This window comes from Streptomyces sp. NPDC046716, assembly GCF_040645755.1.
In the GTDB taxonomy this organism is placed as follows: Bacteria; Actinomycetota; Actinomycetes; order Streptomycetales; family Streptomycetaceae; genus Streptomyces.
Genome location: NZ_JBEYYU010000037.1, coordinates 49,839 through 64,414 on the forward strand (window position 1 = coordinate 49,839; position 14,576 = coordinate 64,414).

A 14,576-nucleotide genomic window follows, 5' to 3' on the forward strand; every position below is an offset into this window, starting at 1 on the left:
GGTTCAGTTGATGCGCTCGCGCCACGTCGCGGCGTGGTGGCAGGCCACGGTGCGCTCGGCGGCGCGGACCGCTTCGGGCTCCGTGCGGCAGGTGTCGTCGGCGAACCGGCAGCGCGCGGCGAACACGCAGCCGGTGCCGTCCGGCCAGGGCTCGCGGTCGCCGGGCGCCCTCAACTGGGCCGGGAGCAGCCGGTGTTCGCCCCGGACGCTGGGGGCGGAGGCGGTGAGCAGGGCCGTGTAGGGGTGGCGCGGGTGCTGGAGGACGTCGCCGATGGGGCCCTGTTCGACGAGCCGGCCCCGGTAGAGGACGGCGACCCGGTCGGCGATGCCGGCGAGGGAGGACAGGTCGTGGGAGATGACGACGATGGAGAGGCCCAGTTCCCTGCGGAGCCGGTCGAGGAGGGCGAGGACGAGATTGCGGTTGGAGGCGTCGAGGGCGCTGACGGGTTCGTCGCTGAACAGCAGCCGGGGCCGGGTGACGATGGCCCGGGCGAGCGAGACGCGCTGCCGCTGGCCGCCGGAGAGCTGTGCGGGGACGCGGTCCCCGAACCGGTCGGCCTCCAGGCCGACGAGGGCCAGCGCCTCGTCGGCGCGTGCGGCCCGTTCCTGCCGGGTGAGGAAGCCCGCCACCGTGAGGGGTTCGGCGACGATCCGGCGGACCGTCAGGTCGGGGTCCTGGGAGCGCAGCGGATCCTGGAACATGTACTGGACCTGGCCCGAGCGCCGGAACGCGCGCAGGGCGCGCCGGTCGAGCCCGGTCAGCTCCCGGCCGCCGAAGCGCACGGCGCCGGCATCGGGCCGCACCAGGCCGACGGCGGCCCGGGCGAGGGTGGTCTTGCCGGAGCCGGTCTCGCCGATGACGCCGACGATCTCCCCCGCCCGGACGTCGAGTTCGACGCCGGTGAGGACCCGGGTGCGCCGGGCGGTTCCGCGGACGGCGCCCCGGCGTCCGTAGGACACGGCGAGGCCGTCGATCTCCAGCAGGGTGTCGGGAGTGGTGGTCACCGCGTGGCTCCTTCCGGTGCGGCGGGTCCTGCGGGGCGTATGCAGCGGGTGCGCCGGCCACCGCCCAGGGTGCGCAGGGCGATCGGCCCGTCGTCGCACTCGCGGGTGGCGTGGGCGCACCGCTCGGCGAACCGGCAGCCCGGCAGCTCGGCCCCCGTCTCGGGCGGGCGGCCGGGGATGGTGTCGAGTTCCCGGCGTCCCCAGTCGCCGAGGGAGGCCACGCGCAGCAGCGCCTCGGTGTACGGGTGCGCGGGCGCGGCCAGCACCTCGGCGGTCGGCCCGTCCTCGACGATCTCGCCCGCGTACATGACGATCACGCGGTCGCAGGCCTCGGCGACGACGGCGAGGTCGTGGGTGACGAGCAGGAGCGCGAGACCGCGTTCGGCCCGCAGGGTCCGGAGCAGTTCGAGGATCTCCGCCTGGATGACGACGTCCAGGGCGGTCGTCGCCTCGTCGGCGATGAGGAGTTCCGGCTCGCAGGAGACGGCGATGGCGATGAGGACCCGCTGGAGCATGCCGCCGGACAGCTCGTGCGGGTACTGGTGGAAGAGTTCCGCCGGCCGGTGCAGCCCGACCGCCGCGAACAGTTCGACGGCGCGGCGTCGTGCGGCGGACCGTGCGAGGCCGAGGCCGACCCGCAGTTGTTCGGCGAGCTGTCCGCCCACGGTGAGCGAGGGGTTCAGGTACGAGGCGGGGTCCTGGAAGACGGCTCCGACGCGTCGGCCGCGTACGGCGTTCCACTCGCGGCGGGTGAGGGCGGTCAGGTCGGTGGCGTCCGTGGCGAGCGTCGCCGTTCCGGCGGCGACCGCGCAGCCGTGCGGCAGGACGCCGAGCACGGAGCGGCAGGTGAGGCTCTTGCCGCTGCCCGACTCCCCCACCAGGCCGACCGACTCGCCGCGGGCGAGGGTGAAGGACACGTCGCGGACGGCGGTCACGGAGGGGCCGACGGTCACGTCGAGGCCCTCGACGGTGAGGACGGGGGCGGTCGGCGTCTCTGTTCCGGTGAGTTCAGCCAGTGGTGACACGGCGCTCGGCCTCCTCGGTCCGGCGGGGATCCAGTACGGGGGCCGCCGGCGCGGCGGCGGGCTTCTCCGGCGCCGGGTGCGCGGGGGGCGCGGCGGCGAGGGCCACGGGCTGCGCGCCGCCGTCGCGGATCGCGTCCGCGAGCAGGTTGAGCGCCCCTACGGTGATCATGATCGCGGCGCCGGGCACGAGCGGCGCCCACGGCTGCTGGGCGAGATAGCCGAGGTCGGAGGCGAGCATCCCGCCCCAGGTCGGCGCGGGCGCCTTGACGCCGAGGCCGAGGAAGGTGAGCGAGGAGACGACCAGCAGGGCCTGGCCCGTCACCTGTGCGGTGGTCACCGCGACCGTCGGCAGGATCTTGCCCCAGACGTGGGTGCGCAGGATCCAGCGGCGGGAGGCGCCCATCAGCTCGGCGGCCTCGACGTACTGGGCCTGCTTCAGGCCGAGCGCGGCGGCCCGGGTGACGCGGAAGTACAGCGGCGCGAAGAGGACGCCGAGGGCGAGCATGGCCTGGTGCATGCCGTTGCCGAGGGCTCCGACGACGGCGATCGCGAAGACCGTGAACGGCATGATCATCAGCGTGTCGGCGGCCCGTTGGGTGCTCCATTCCACGGCCGGGCCGAGCCAGACCGACGCGAGCCCCGGGACGACGCCGACCAGCAGGGCGGCGCCGACGGCCTCCAGCGCGCCGCCGATCGAGAGGGCCGTCCCGGACACGACACGGCTCAGGACGTCCCGGCCGAGGTAGTCGGTGCCCAACAGGTGGGCGGCGCTGGGACCTTGGAGCATGTCGGCGGGGTGCTGCGCCAGCGGGTCGGCCGGCGCGAGCGCGCCGCCCGCGACGGCGAGCACCGCCACCACGGCGAGCACGGCGAGGGCGGCCTTGGCCGAGCGCTGCCGCCAGGTGATCCGGAGGATTCTCATGCGGACTCCCCCTTGCGTGCGGCGCGCCCGTTCCTGCGGGCGGCCGGATTGAGCGCGCCGAGGGCCGCGTTGACGGCGATGTTGGCGACGAGCACGACGGCGACGGTGACCAGGAGCGTGCCCTGCACGACGGGGATGTCGTGCCGTTCGGCGGCCTGGAGGGAGAGTTGGGCGATCCCCGGCAGGTTGAAGATCTTCTCGGTGACGACGGCGCCGCCGAGGATGACCGGCACGCTCATGCCGAGGACGGTGAGGGCGGGCCCCGCCGCGTTGCGCAGGACGTGGCCGAACAGCACGCGCCGGGCGGAGAATCCGCGCATCTCGGCGCCGACGACGTAGTTCTCGCGCAACGCCCCGACCAGGGAGGTGCGCAGTTGCCGGGCGAGGGAGGCGGCGGCGTCGAGGCTGAGCGCGAGGGCGGGCAGGATCGCGTACCGCAGCCAGGGCCCGGCGCCCGCGTTCAGCGGCTCGTAGCCGCCGGTGGGCAGCGCGCCGAACTGGACGGCGAAGACGACGATCAGGACGATCCCGATGAGGAACGGCGGCAGTGTCGCGAGCACCGAACAGACGAGGGTGACGGCCCGGTCGATCCGCCCGCCCGCGTGCAGCGCGGCGGCGATCCCGGCGCCGCCGCCGATCACCACGGCGAGCAGCAGCGCGAGTCCGGCGATGGACAGGTCGACGGGGAGGGCCTGGGCGATGCTGTCCGCCACCGGCACCCCGGTGAACCAGGAGACGCCGAGGTCGCCGCTGAGCGCGTGCCCGAGCCAGCTCACGTACTGGACGGGCAGCGGCCGGTCGAGGCCGAACTGGGCCTCCATGCGCGCGATGTCGGCCGGTGTGGCGAGGTCGCCGAGGACGGCCGCCGCGGGGTTGGCCGCGGAGAGCGCGCCGAGTGCGAACGTCAGGAGCGAGGCGAGCAGGAAGACGGTGCCGGTGGTGACGGCGGCCCGGCCGAGGGGGCGGGGCGCCGCGGCGAGTCGGCCGAGCGGCCGGGCCCGTCGGGAGCCGACGGCGGGCGCGCTCATCCGACGGTCACCCCGTCGAAGCGCTGGACGACGGTGTAGGCGGGGATCTCGGAGACCTCGGGGTTGCGGGCGAGGATGCGCGGGACGGTGTACAGGAACACGTTCGGCATGTCGCGCACCGCGATGCCGGTGGCCTTCTGGAGCACCTCGGGGTAGTCGGCCGCGTCCAGCGGGGTGCGGCGGACGGCGTCGAGGGCCTTTTCGAGTGCGGGCGTCGTGGTGCGCCCGGGGTTCATCAGGCCCTCCTTGCCGAACAGCACCTGGAAGGCCTGGGTGGCGGAGTCGCGTCCGGCGAACTGGTCGACGTTGAGCGCCTTGGCGCGCTGGATGTAGACGATCTGCGTCGCCTGGTCGGCGGGGATCGTCTCGATGGTGGCGGTGATCCCGACCTTCTTCAGCTGGGCCTGGATCAACTCCGGTACGCCTTCCGCCTTCTGGGTGGTGAGCGTGAGTTTCAGCCCGTCGGCGTGGCCGGCCTTCGCGAGGAGTTCCCTGGCCTTCTGCGGGTCGTGGGGGAACAGCTTGTCGAGTGCGGGGTCGTGGCCCGCGTAGCCCTTGGGGAAGGGCTGTCGGGTGGTCTCGCCGTAGCCGAAGGAGGCCGTCTTCAGCAGTTCCTCGCGGTCGATGGCGTACTTCAGGGCGAGGATGACGTCCGGGTCGGTGAAGGGCTCGCGGCCGTTGTGCACATCGAGGACGGCCACCACCATGGACGGGATGACCTGCACCTTGAGTCCGGCGGCGCGGGCGGCCTTGACCTGGCTGCCGGGGATCTGGGCGACGTTGTACTGGCCGGACGTGAGCGCCGCGACGACGGTGGAGGGCTCCGGGAGCGGATACAGCTCGAAGTTCTCGGTCTTGATTCTCTTCGCGTCCCAGTAGGCGGGGTTGCGCTTGAGGACCGCCTTGGAGTTCTCCACGTAGGAGACGAGTGCGTACGGTCCGGCGCCGGCCGGCTTCGTGGCCAGGCTCGCGGGGTCCTTCTCGAAGACCTTCGGATCGACGATCATCCCGGTCTTGCCCGCGAGCAGGGTCGGTATCTGGAAGTCGGGTGCGGCCAGGCGGAGTTCGACGGTGTGCGCGTCCAGGGCGCTGATCTTCCGCACACCGGTCAGCTGGGAGGCCACGAGGGACTTCTCGTCGTCACGGCCGCGTTCGAGGCTCTTCTTCACGGCCGTCGCGTCGACCGGGCCGCCGTCGCCGAACGTCGCTCCCTGGCGGAGCGTGAAGGTGACCACGGTCCCCTCGTCGTTGTACGTCCACTTCTCGGCGAGCGCGGGTACGGCGTCGCCCTGCGGGTCGAGCTGGGTCAGGGCCGCGTAGACGAGGGAGAGGGAGTGCACGTCCCAGCCCGCCGACGAGGTGACCGGATCCCATGAAGTGGGCAGGTCCCAGCCCCACTTGAGGGTGCCGCCGTCGCTGCCGGCCGCCGACGTGGACTGCCCGCCGCAGGCGGTCAGGGCGAGGGAGGCCCCGGCGGCGAGCGAGACGCCGAGGAAGGAGCGGCGGTCGAGCAGGGGTGACGACGGCCCCGAGGGCGGTCGGGGGACGGTGGGCAGGCGGAACGCAGGCATGGGAGCACACCTTTCTGACCGCGCCGCGCCGGACGGGCGCACGGGCGGGTCATGGAACGCCCGGACGGCGGGGCGCGGGTACAGGAGGTGGAGGCCAGGGGAGGACGACGCGGAGACAGGGCCGCGTCGGCACGAGAGGCGGGGCGGGCCGGCTTCGGCACGGGCCCGCGCTGCCGGGAGGGGCAGGCGGCGGCCGCAGGGGCAGAAGCCGTGTCATTGACCCCGTGTGGTGCCCGTGGTGTTCAGTGCGTGCCCTCGGTGTGGCGGACGGATGTCCCGGCGGCGGAGCTGCTCGGGCTTGCGGCCGGTGCGACGAGGGTGCGTGCTGGGCGCCACGGGTGCCGTGCGGAGGTCACGACACGGCTTCTCAGCGACAGAGTGCGCTGGAGGTGCGCCGGAAGTCCACGTAACGGCAGACCACGCCGGGATGCGTCGAAGGCATGCTCATATCCTCACGGCCGGCCGCCGGGCTGTCAATGGACACCTTTAGGTGTCTCATTGGCCGAGACCCCTGCGGCCTGCGCTTTCGTCGCCGGGTGGTGCTTCGCCTCGTCGGGGTGCAGCCACAGCGGGCCGTTCCCCGTCACGGCCCGCACGGCGTCCGCGGGCGGCTCCGATCCGCCGGTGAGCAGCCGCAGTTCGGGCCCGGTGAGGCTGCGCCAGAGCCGCGACGCCGCGTCGGGGGCGAGCGGCTCGGGCAGGCCCAGGGGCGCCCCGGCGGCCGTCGACGCCGCGTCGAGGTACTCCCGCAGGGGCCGCCAGCCCGGTACGCAGATCCGCCCGCCCGGGCCCTCGAACAGGAGGGTCGGCAGGGCGTACCGGTGTCCGTCGGCCAGTTCCTTGGCGCGGCCCGGATGGGGCCCCGGGCCTTGCAGGCCGTACACCTCGGCGAGGGGGCGGCGCGTCTCCGCCCGGTCGGCGCGCACGGCCTCGCGCGCGGCGGCCAGGGCCCGCTCGTCGAGGAGCCGGCGTACGTCGAGACCCGGCACCCCTCGGACGGCTTCCTCCACCGCGGCGGGGCCGTCCGCGGGGCGGCCCAGGACGAAGGTGGTCTCGCGGAGCCTGCGCAGCACCCGGTCGGCCACCTGCGGGCCCTGCGCCTCGGCGGACTTGGCCACGACGGACGCGGGCCAGCTGGTCCGGGTCAGCCAGTGCAGCCGGGCGGCGTACGGTGCGCGGGTGTGGCCCGCGACGCCCTCGATGAACCCCTCGTACCAGCGCGCTTCGGCGTCGGGGTCGGGCGCGGGGTCGTCGTCCTCGTCGAAGAGGATGCCGAACACCCGCCGCCAGCGCAGCCGGGGCGCCAGACCGTGTCGCAGCCGCCGGAAGACCGGCTCGGAGCCCCAGGCCCAGGGGCAGGCCGGATCGGTGAACTCGGTGACGTCCACCAGGGGTTGAGGTGTCGCGTCCGGCTCCCCCGCGCTCATGCGGTGACGGCCTTGCCGTCCGCTCCCTGCCGGGCGAGATCCGCGATGGTGGTCCGCGCGAGCAGCGTCTCGGCGGCCGATTCGACCCCGTGCCAGAGTCCGGGCAGTCCGGCCGCGGCGCCGGGGTAGCCCAGGGCCTCGGGGCGCTGGCCGCGTACGGTGAAGAACGCGCCGTCGACGGCGGTCATCACCTCGGCGACGGAGATCTCGGCCGCGTCCCGCCCGAGCCAGTACCCGCCCTCGCAGCCGCGCTGGCTGCGCACGAGCCCGGCGGACCGCAGATCGCGGAAGACCGACTTGAGGAAGCGGAACGGAATCTCCTGCGCCGAGGCGATGGACTCGCACGTCAACGGCCGCGCGCTGTCGGCCGCCAGCTCGGCGAGTGCCCGCACGGCGTAGTCGACCCTGGCGGAAATCTGCATGTCACCGTCTTCCCAAGCGTCGGTGCCGGCGTCCCGGTCCGCCCCGCTCGGAGCGTGCCGGAGCCGGGCCGCGGCCAATGGACACATCTTGACATCCTTTTCTCCGGCTCTCTACGGTCGCCCCAGGATCTTGCGTTGCGCCCTTCGACGAGCAGGACTTCATCCCATGACATCGCACCCCGGACACGACGCCTTCCACCCGCACCTGGCCGGGTCGGGCGAACTCCCCCTGAGCGCGCGGCTGCACCACGTCCGCGCCGACGGCCTCGACGGTGACACCGCGCAGACCGGCGGGATGCGCCGGTTCGCCGCGATCAGCGGGGACAGCGTCGGCTCCGAGCGGCTGTGGATGGGCCAGACCCATGTCGCGCCCGTCACCGCGTCCTCGAACCATCACCACGGGGCGTCCGAGACGGCGATCCATGTGGTGAAGGGCCACCCGGAGTTCGTCTTCCTCGACGACTCCTCCGGCACCCCGGAGGAGGTACGCATCCGCACGGCTCCCGGCGACTACATCTTCGTACCGCCGTTCGTCCCCCACCGGGAGGAGAACCCGAGCCCCGACGAGGAGGCCGTCGTGGTGATCGCCCGCAGCACCCAGGAGGCGATCGTGGTCAACCTCCCGGAGCTGTACGTGCTGGGCAAGGAGCCGCACAGGTCCTAGACGGCGGCCACCTCCCGTGTGACGGCCGCGAGTTCGGCCCGCAGCGCGGCGAACCTGGCGTCGCCGCGCAGGGCCGCCACATCGGTCGTCGCCTCGCGCGGCAGCGGGACGGGCAGTTCGTCGACGACGCGGCCAGGGCCCGCCGCCATCACCACGACGCGGGAGCCGAGCAGGACGGCCTCCTCCGCGGAGTGCGTCACGAACACCACGGTCGCCCCGGTGACCGCCGCCAGCGTTCTGACCTCCTCCTGGAGGCGTTCTCGCGTGAGCGCGTCCAGCGCGGCGAACGGCTCGTCCATCAGCAGGATCTGCGGTTCGGCGGCGAGCGCGCGGGCGATGGCCACCCGCTGCTGCTGGCCGCCCGACAGCTCCCAGGTGCGCCGCCCGGCCATTCCCGGCAGACCCACCAGGGACAGCAACTCCTCGGCGCGGGCGGCCCGTTCGGCTCGGGCGACGCCGTGCCGGGCCAGCGCGAAGGCGAGGTTGCCGCCCACCGTGCGCCAGGGGAAGAGGCGCGGCTGCTGGAAGACGACGCCGACCTTGCGCCGCACCTCCACCGACCCGGCGGCGGGCTTCTCGAACCCGGCGATCAGGCGCAGCAGGGTCGTCTTGCCGCATCCGGACGGGCCGACCAGCACCACGAACTCACCGGGGCCGACGGCCAGCGACACGTCGGAGACCGCGATCACGGGCGCCTTGGCCGTGCCGTAGCGGACGCCGACCCCGGACAGCGCGACATCGGGCGGTCCGGCTTCGGCGTCGGACGCCGTGTCCTCAACGCGCGGCACGGGACAGCTCCTCGACCGCGAGCGCCCGGTCGAAGACCGACTGGTCCGGCACCGCGTCGACGGCCTTCTGGTCCTTGAGGAAGACGGCCGCGTCGTGCAGGTTCCGGGCGAGCGCGCCGGGGGCGCCGGGCTTGCCGAGGTAGTCGCCGCCCTGCTGTTCCTCCGCGGTGAGCAGCACCAGTTGGGCGAGCTGCTTCTCGGCCTCTCCGGCGCTGAGGTTGAGTTCGGCGCCGATGGCGCCGGCCGCCTCGCCGGGGTCGCTCTTGGCCAGCTTCACGGCCTGGTCCTCCGCCGCGAGCCAGGCGTCCACGATCTTCGGATGCTCGGCGGCGAACGCGGTGGTGACCACACCGAGGTCCGCGGTGGGCTTTCCCCGTTCGGCGATGTCCCGGCTGGTGACCAGGACCTTGCCGTCCTTCTCCAGGTCGGTGAGGGCGGGGGTCCACACGTACGCGGCGTCGATGTCGCCGCGCTGCCAGGCGGCCAGCGCGTCCTGCGGCTGCAGGTCGACGAGGGTCACGTCGGAGGCGCGGAGGCCGGCCGATTCCAGTGCGGCGAGCAGGGAGTAGTGCGAGGTCGACCCGAAGGGCGTGGCGATCTTCTTGCCCTTGAGGGCCTTGACGGAGGCGATGCCCTTCTTGGCGACGAGCGCTTCGTTCTCGCCGATCACGTCGTGGATCCACACCACCTTGTACGGGATGTTCAGCGGCGCCGAGAGGCCCTTGGTGACCGGGCTGGAACCGGCGAGCCCGAGGTCCACGGCTCCGGCGATCACCGCCGTGTTCACGTCGCCGCCCGAGTCGAACTTCACCCACTTCACGTCGACGTCCGGCAGGGCCTTCTCCAGGAGCCGCCGGTTCTTCACCACCAGATCGGCGTTGGGTATCGCCTGGTAGGCGATGCGCACCTGGGTCTTCCCGCCGCCTTCGGCGGCGTCGGCGCCGTCACCGCAGGCGGACGCGGTGAGCGCGACCAGGGCGACGGCGGCGGCGAGGAGGGCGGTGCGGGGAGGTGCGGCGGGCATGGCGGTTCCTTCGGACGAGGGGACTACGGGAAGAAGGGGTGGGCCGGGGTCAGGCGCGGCCGCGCCAGGGAACCGCCAGCCGCTCCACGCCCTTGAAGAGCGCGTCGAGGACGATCCCGGAGAGGCCGATGGCGATGATCCCGGCGATGACGACGTCGGTCTGGTTGTAGCGCTGGGCGTCCCGGATCATGCCGCCGATGCCCGGTGTGCCGTTGATGGTCTCGGCGGCGACGACCGAGGTGTACGCGATGCCGACCGCGATCCGGACGCCGGTCAGGATCTCCGGCAGGGCGGCGGGCAGCCGCACGGAGAGCAGCAGCGACACGGGCCCCGCGCCGAGCGCCCGCGCGGCCTCCACCAGGTCTCCGGGCACGCCGCGCACGGCGGCCGCGGTGGCGGCCGCGACGGGCGGGAGCGCGGCGATGACGAGCAGCCAGATCTTCGGGGACTCGTCGATGCCGAACCAGATGACCAGCAGCGAGAGGTACGCGAGTGGGGGCAGCGTGCGCAGGAACGTGACGGCGGGTTCCAGGACCACGGCGACCGGTTTGACGACGCCGATCAGCAGGCCCAGCGGAACACCGGCCAGGGCCGCGTACCCCGTGCCGATGCCGATCCGGCGCAGGGAGACTCCGAGGTGTTCGACCAGCAGGTGGTTGCTGAAGCCGCGCACCCCGTCGTGGACGGTCGACGCCTCGACGAAGGCGTGCCAGACGTCCCCGGGCGACGGGACGAGGACGCGCGGCCAGACGCCCGCGACGACCACGGCCTGCCAGCCGGCGACGAGGACGGCGAGGGCGACCAGGCGCAGGGCCGTCCAGCGCAGGGCGGCGGCGCCCGCCCAGGTGGTCCGGCGCGGTGGTCCGTCCGGTGCGGGACGGGTGCCGCGCGTGGTGTCGTGGGCCGTTTCCTTCAGCAGGGTCACGCCGCCGCCTCGGTGAGGGCCCGCAGGCGGGGCGCGACCTCTTCGCCGACCCGGTAGGCCTCCTCCAGGTGCGGATAGCCGGACAGGACGAACTCGTCGATGCCCAACTGCCCGTACTCGAAGAGCCGTTGGGCGACCTCGTCGTGCGAGCCGACCAGCGCGGTCCCGGCACCCTCGCGCACGAGCCCGATACCGGCCCACAGGTTGGGCGCCACGGTGAGGTTCTCGGCCGAGCCGCCGTGCAGGGCGGCCATCCGCGCCTGCCCGGTGGAGTCCATGCGGGCGAAGCGTTCCTGGGAGGCGCGGACGGCCGCCGGGTCGAGTCCGGCGAGGATCCGGCCGGCCTCCGCCCAGGCCTCGGCCGCGGTGTCCCGGGTGATGATGTGCAGCCGGATCCCGAACCGCAGCCGACGGCCCCGCCGCGCGGCCTTGTCCCGTACGCGCGCGATACGTTCGGCGATCGCCGCCGGCGGTTCGCCCCACAGGAGTTGGACCTCGGCGTGGCGTGCGGCGACGTCCTCGGCGGCGGCGGACGCGCCGCCGAAGTAGAGCGGGACGTGCGACGCCGTCTCCGGTGCGTCGAGGCGGGCGCCCTCCACCCGTACGTGGCGTCCCGCGAAGTCCACGGGTTTGCCGTCCAGCAACTCCTTTACGACGTGCATGAGTTCGCCGGTCCGCGCGTAGCGCTCCTCCTTGGGCAACGGGTCGCCGTACGCCCGCTGCTCGGCCGGATCGCCGCCGGTGACCACGTTCAGGGCGATGCGGTCGCCGAACAACCGGCGGAAGGTGTCGGCCTGTTGGGCGACGAGCGTGGGCTGGGCGAGCCCCGCGCGGAAGGCGACGAGGAACCCGATGCGTTCGGTGACGGCGGCGACGGCCGGGGTGAGCACCCAGGGATCCACGCAGCCGAGTCCCACCGGCGTCAGGAGTTTCGCGAAGCCGGCGCGCTCGGCCGCGCGGGCGACCTGGGCGAGATAGCCGAGGTCGGCGGTGCGGCGGGTGGCGGCGGCGGTGCGGCCCTGGACGGCGGTGACGCCGCCGGGGTCGCGGCCGTCACCGCCCGTGGGCAGGAACCAGTGCAGAACGGGGCCAGGGGTGGACATGCGGGCACACCTCGACGGGGAGTCCGGAGCGGGGAACGGGGAGGACACCGCAGACCGGCGGCCCGCGAGGTGGCGTCGACAGGAATCAGACCCACCCGGCGGCCCGGGGAACCCGTGCGGTCAGCGGCGGAAGGGGTTGCTGCGGCTCGATGGAGCGGTCAGCAACAGTGCGCGCGGCAGAGCGCGTCGACCCGACACAGCATCCCCGAGACACGCAGCAGATCCACGTGGCGGCGGGAGACCAGGGCGGGGTTCATGGCCGCATGATGACCCGAACCCCGTGCCCCCAACAAGACATGTCCATCATGTGGATCGCGTCCGACCACTCACCGGACGGTCGCGTCGGCCTCGACGGAGGCGGCGTCCTCGGCCTCGGCCTCCCAGCGCAGCAGATCGCCCGGCTGGCAGTCGAGTGCCTCGCAGAGCGCGGCCAGAGTCGCGAACCGTACCGCTTTGGCGCGGCCGTTCTTGAGCACCGCCAGATTGGCGGGCGTGATGCCCACGCGCTCCGCGAGCTCGCCGACGGACATCTTGCGCCGGGCGAGCATCACATCGATGTCGACGACGATGGGCATCAGATCACCTCGTCCAACTCGGCCCGCATGCGCGTCGCCTCGCCGTCGCGCGCGACGGCCTGGGCGAGCAGCATGCGCAGCACGAGCACGATGAGCGCGACGCCCAGGATGGCCACGCCCACGCCGCCCATGATGAGGGTGACGCCCGGATCCTCGCGCTGGCCCGGCGCGTTGAGGGCGGTGACCGTGAACCAGACGAGGGCGGCCGCCACGATCGCGCCGATCATGCCGTTCACGTAGCGGAAGGCGGCGTGGGAGAACACCGTTCCACGGCGGACCATGCCCACCAGTCGGCCTACGCAGACCAGGGCGACCTGCGCCGACACCATGCCCAGGATCGTGACCAGGCGCAGCGGGGTCAGCGGGAGCGACCCGTCCTCCGGGTCGTTGAACAACGCCCACACCATCGACGCCTGCACGAACACGGTGCCGACGAACACCACCACGATCACGGCGCGCAACGCGCGCACGGCCAGCTGTCCCATGACCCACCCCTGCCCATCCATCGACTTACGACGGGAATCTATCGAGATTCGATAGATGGAGCAAGGACAGGTCCCGCGGTCGCGCATCGACCGACGGGAGACGTCAGCGGCTGGTGTAGCCGGCGTCGACGTGGATGACCGATCCGGTGACGTACGAGGACTGGTCGGAGGCGAGCCAGAGGCTGGCCTGGGCGACCTCGCGCGGCTGGCCGAAGCGGCCGAGCAGGCTGAGCGCGGGGGCGAACTCCTCCTCTGACTGCCCGGTCTGCTCCAGGGCGCCGCGCAGCATCGGGGTGTCGATGGCGCCGGGCGCCACGGCGTTGACGCGGATGCCGTGCTCGCCGTTCTCCAGCGCGGCCGTCTTGGTCAGCCCGTTCACACCGTGCTTGGCGGCGACGTACGCGGGGTTCTTCGGTTGCGGGCGGAAGCCGCTGACGGAGGAGATGTTGACGATCGAGCCGCCGTCGCCCTGCCGGACGAACTGCTGCAGCTGCCACTTGAGGCAGAGCGCGGTGCCCTTGAGGTCGACCGACATCAGCCGGTCCCAGTAGTCCTCGTCGAGCTCCGACGTCAGGTTGTCGTCCGGGGTGAGGGCCGCGTTGTTCACGGCGACGTCGAGCCGGCCGAAGGCGTCGACGGCGGCCTGCACCATCGCCTTGACCTGCGCGCTGTCGGCGATGTTCACCTGGTGGAAGACGGCCGTGCCGCCGCCTGCCGTGATCTCGTCGGCGACGGCCTTGCCGCGCTCCTCGTTCATGTCGGCGACCAGGACCTTGGCCCCGGCCTCCGCGAACAGCTTCGCGGTCGCCTCGCCCATGCCCATCGCCGCGCCGGTGACGATCGCGGACTTGCCTTCCAGGATGGGGAATGTCATTGCCTTGCACCTTTCCTCGCACCCGGGTCCACCGTGCGCGGACCGGAGTGATGTCTGTGGTCCGTGGCCGCCGCGACCTCGTGCCCCAGCAGGTCGTAGGCCCGGTCGACGCGTGCCGCCAGTTCGGCCGCGTCGCCCTCCGTCTCGCGCGCCCAGGCGTGCAGGACGGAGGAGAGCACGCCGGCGCCGACCTCGACGACGAGGCCGGGGCGCGGATCGCGGTCCGGGTCGACGCCGATGCGGTCGGCGAGCACCCGCACCGACGCGGCCTGCGCCTCGGCCCGGATGCGGGCGTAGGCGGCGAGCAGGTCGGGTTCGCGGTCGACGAGGGCGAGCACGGCGCGCTCCTTGGGCCGGACGTGTCCGGCCGGCCGGCCGGCGTCGGTCAGCCGGTCCAGGACGGCTGCCCGGTAGGCGGCCAGCGGGGGCTCGGCCGCGGGGCGCCGCCGCAGCGCGTCGTTGATCCGGGCGCCGTCGGCGCGGGTGAAGTCGAGCGCCGCGTCCTCCTTGCCCGGGAAGTAGCGGCTGAAGGTGCGGCGGGTGACCTGGGCGCGCTCGACGATCGCCTCGACGCCGAATCCGCCGAGCCCGTGCTCGAGCACCAGGTCCACGGCGGCGGCGCCGAGCGCCTCGCGTGTGCGAAGCGACCTGCGCCGCCGGAGGTCCTCACCTGTCTGCGCGGTGTCCGGCTCCCTTGCCTTCATGCGTCAACCATACTCCTCAATTGTCCCAGTGGGA

Annotated in this window: 17 protein-coding genes; 1 reads left to right on the plus strand and 16 read right to left on the minus strand. The window is 73.3% G+C overall.

Annotated elements, in window-relative coordinates; genetic code table 11:
- Positions 1-3: 3 nt before the first annotated feature.
- From ABZ930_RS25880 to ABZ930_RS25910, 7 genes are all read right to left on the minus strand, one after another.
- Positions 4-1,005 carry an ABC transporter ATP-binding protein gene (locus ABZ930_RS25880; RefSeq protein ID WP_361552183.1) on the minus strand — a complete coding sequence of 334 codons (1,002 nt, stop codon included), beginning with the start codon at positions 1,003-1,005 and terminating at the stop codon, positions 4-6.
- A complete protein-coding gene (locus ABZ930_RS25885; protein ID WP_361552186.1) occupies positions 1,002-2,030 on the minus strand; it encodes an ABC transporter ATP-binding protein in 1,029 nt (342 codons plus the stop codon). The genes ABZ930_RS25880 and ABZ930_RS25885 overlap by 4 nt, the downstream gene beginning before the upstream one ends.
- Positions 2,014-2,952, minus strand: coding sequence for an ABC transporter permease (locus tag ABZ930_RS25890; RefSeq protein WP_361552189.1), 939 nt, complete (start codon positions 2,950-2,952; stop codon positions 2,014-2,016). The genes ABZ930_RS25885 and ABZ930_RS25890 overlap by 17 nt, the downstream gene beginning before the upstream one ends.
- Entirely contained in the window at positions 2,949-3,980 is a 1,032-nt protein-coding gene (locus ABZ930_RS25895) for an ABC transporter permease (RefSeq protein WP_361552192.1), read from the minus strand. Before ABZ930_RS25895 ends, ABZ930_RS25890 begins: the two co-directional genes overlap by 4 nt.
- The gene (locus ABZ930_RS25900) at positions 3,977-5,551 is read right to left on the minus strand and encodes an ABC transporter substrate-binding protein (RefSeq protein ID WP_361552195.1); all 1,575 of its coding nucleotides are present in this window, start codon (positions 5,549-5,551) and stop codon (positions 3,977-3,979) included. Before ABZ930_RS25900 ends, ABZ930_RS25895 begins: the two co-directional genes overlap by 4 nt.
- 473 nt (positions 5,552-6,024) lie before the next feature.
- Positions 6,025-6,978, minus strand: coding sequence for a hypothetical protein (locus ABZ930_RS25905; RefSeq protein ID WP_361552198.1), 954 nt, complete (start codon positions 6,976-6,978; stop codon positions 6,025-6,027).
- A complete protein-coding gene (locus ABZ930_RS25910) occupies positions 6,975-7,400 on the minus strand; it encodes an Rrf2 family transcriptional regulator (RefSeq protein WP_361552201.1) in 426 nt (141 codons plus the stop codon). The genes ABZ930_RS25905 and ABZ930_RS25910 overlap by 4 nt, the downstream gene beginning before the upstream one ends.
- Before the next feature lie 166 nt (positions 7,401-7,566).
- On the opposite strand from ABZ930_RS25910, the gene ABZ930_RS25915 reads away from it, so the two are divergent.
- Positions 7,567-8,064 (plus strand): cupin domain-containing protein, encoded by a 498-nt coding sequence (locus ABZ930_RS25915; protein WP_361552204.1) that lies wholly within the window; start codon positions 7,567-7,569, stop codon positions 8,062-8,064.
- On the opposite strand, the gene ABZ930_RS25920 is transcribed toward ABZ930_RS25915, so the two are convergent.
- From ABZ930_RS25920 to ABZ930_RS25960, 9 genes are all read right to left on the minus strand, one after another.
- Positions 8,061-8,852, minus strand: coding sequence for an ABC transporter ATP-binding protein (locus ABZ930_RS25920; RefSeq protein ID WP_361552207.1), 792 nt, complete (start codon positions 8,850-8,852; stop codon positions 8,061-8,063). The genes ABZ930_RS25915 and ABZ930_RS25920 overlap by 4 nt on opposite strands.
- Positions 8,839-9,876: an ABC transporter substrate-binding protein gene (locus tag ABZ930_RS25925; RefSeq protein WP_361552210.1), complete on the minus strand. Its 1,038-nt coding sequence runs from the start codon at positions 9,874-9,876 to the stop codon at positions 8,839-8,841. Before ABZ930_RS25925 ends, ABZ930_RS25920 begins: the two co-directional genes overlap by 14 nt.
- Positions 9,877-9,925: 49 nt before the next feature.
- Positions 9,926-10,702, minus strand: a complete 777-nt coding sequence (locus ABZ930_RS25930) for an ABC transporter permease (RefSeq protein WP_361552315.1) — start codon at positions 10,700-10,702, stop codon at positions 9,926-9,928.
- A gap of 95 nt (positions 10,703-10,797) precedes the next feature.
- Positions 10,798-11,904: an LLM class flavin-dependent oxidoreductase gene (locus tag ABZ930_RS25935; protein WP_361552213.1), complete on the minus strand. Its 1,107-nt coding sequence runs from the start codon at positions 11,902-11,904 to the stop codon at positions 10,798-10,800.
- Positions 11,905-12,062: 158 nt separating this feature from the next.
- Positions 12,063-12,161 carry a putative leader peptide gene (locus ABZ930_RS25940; protein WP_361552216.1) on the minus strand — a complete coding sequence of 33 codons (99 nt, stop codon included), beginning with the start codon at positions 12,159-12,161 and terminating at the stop codon, positions 12,063-12,065.
- A gap of 69 nt (positions 12,162-12,230) precedes the next feature.
- On the minus strand, positions 12,231-12,479 hold the full coding sequence (locus ABZ930_RS25945) for a helix-turn-helix transcriptional regulator (protein WP_361552219.1): 249 nt from the start codon (positions 12,477-12,479) through the stop codon (positions 12,231-12,233).
- Positions 12,479-12,964, minus strand: coding sequence for a DUF2975 domain-containing protein (locus ABZ930_RS25950; protein ID WP_361552222.1), 486 nt, complete (start codon positions 12,962-12,964; stop codon positions 12,479-12,481). The genes ABZ930_RS25945 and ABZ930_RS25950 overlap by 1 nt, the downstream gene beginning before the upstream one ends.
- Positions 12,965-13,067: 103 nt before the next feature.
- Entirely contained in the window at positions 13,068-13,838 is a 771-nt protein-coding gene (locus tag ABZ930_RS25955; RefSeq protein WP_361552225.1) for an SDR family NAD(P)-dependent oxidoreductase, read from the minus strand.
- Entirely contained in the window at positions 13,835-14,542 is a 708-nt protein-coding gene (locus ABZ930_RS25960; protein ID WP_361552228.1) for a TetR family transcriptional regulator, read from the minus strand. The genes ABZ930_RS25955 and ABZ930_RS25960 overlap by 4 nt, the downstream gene beginning before the upstream one ends.
- Between the last annotated feature and the right edge of the window lie 34 nt (positions 14,543-14,576).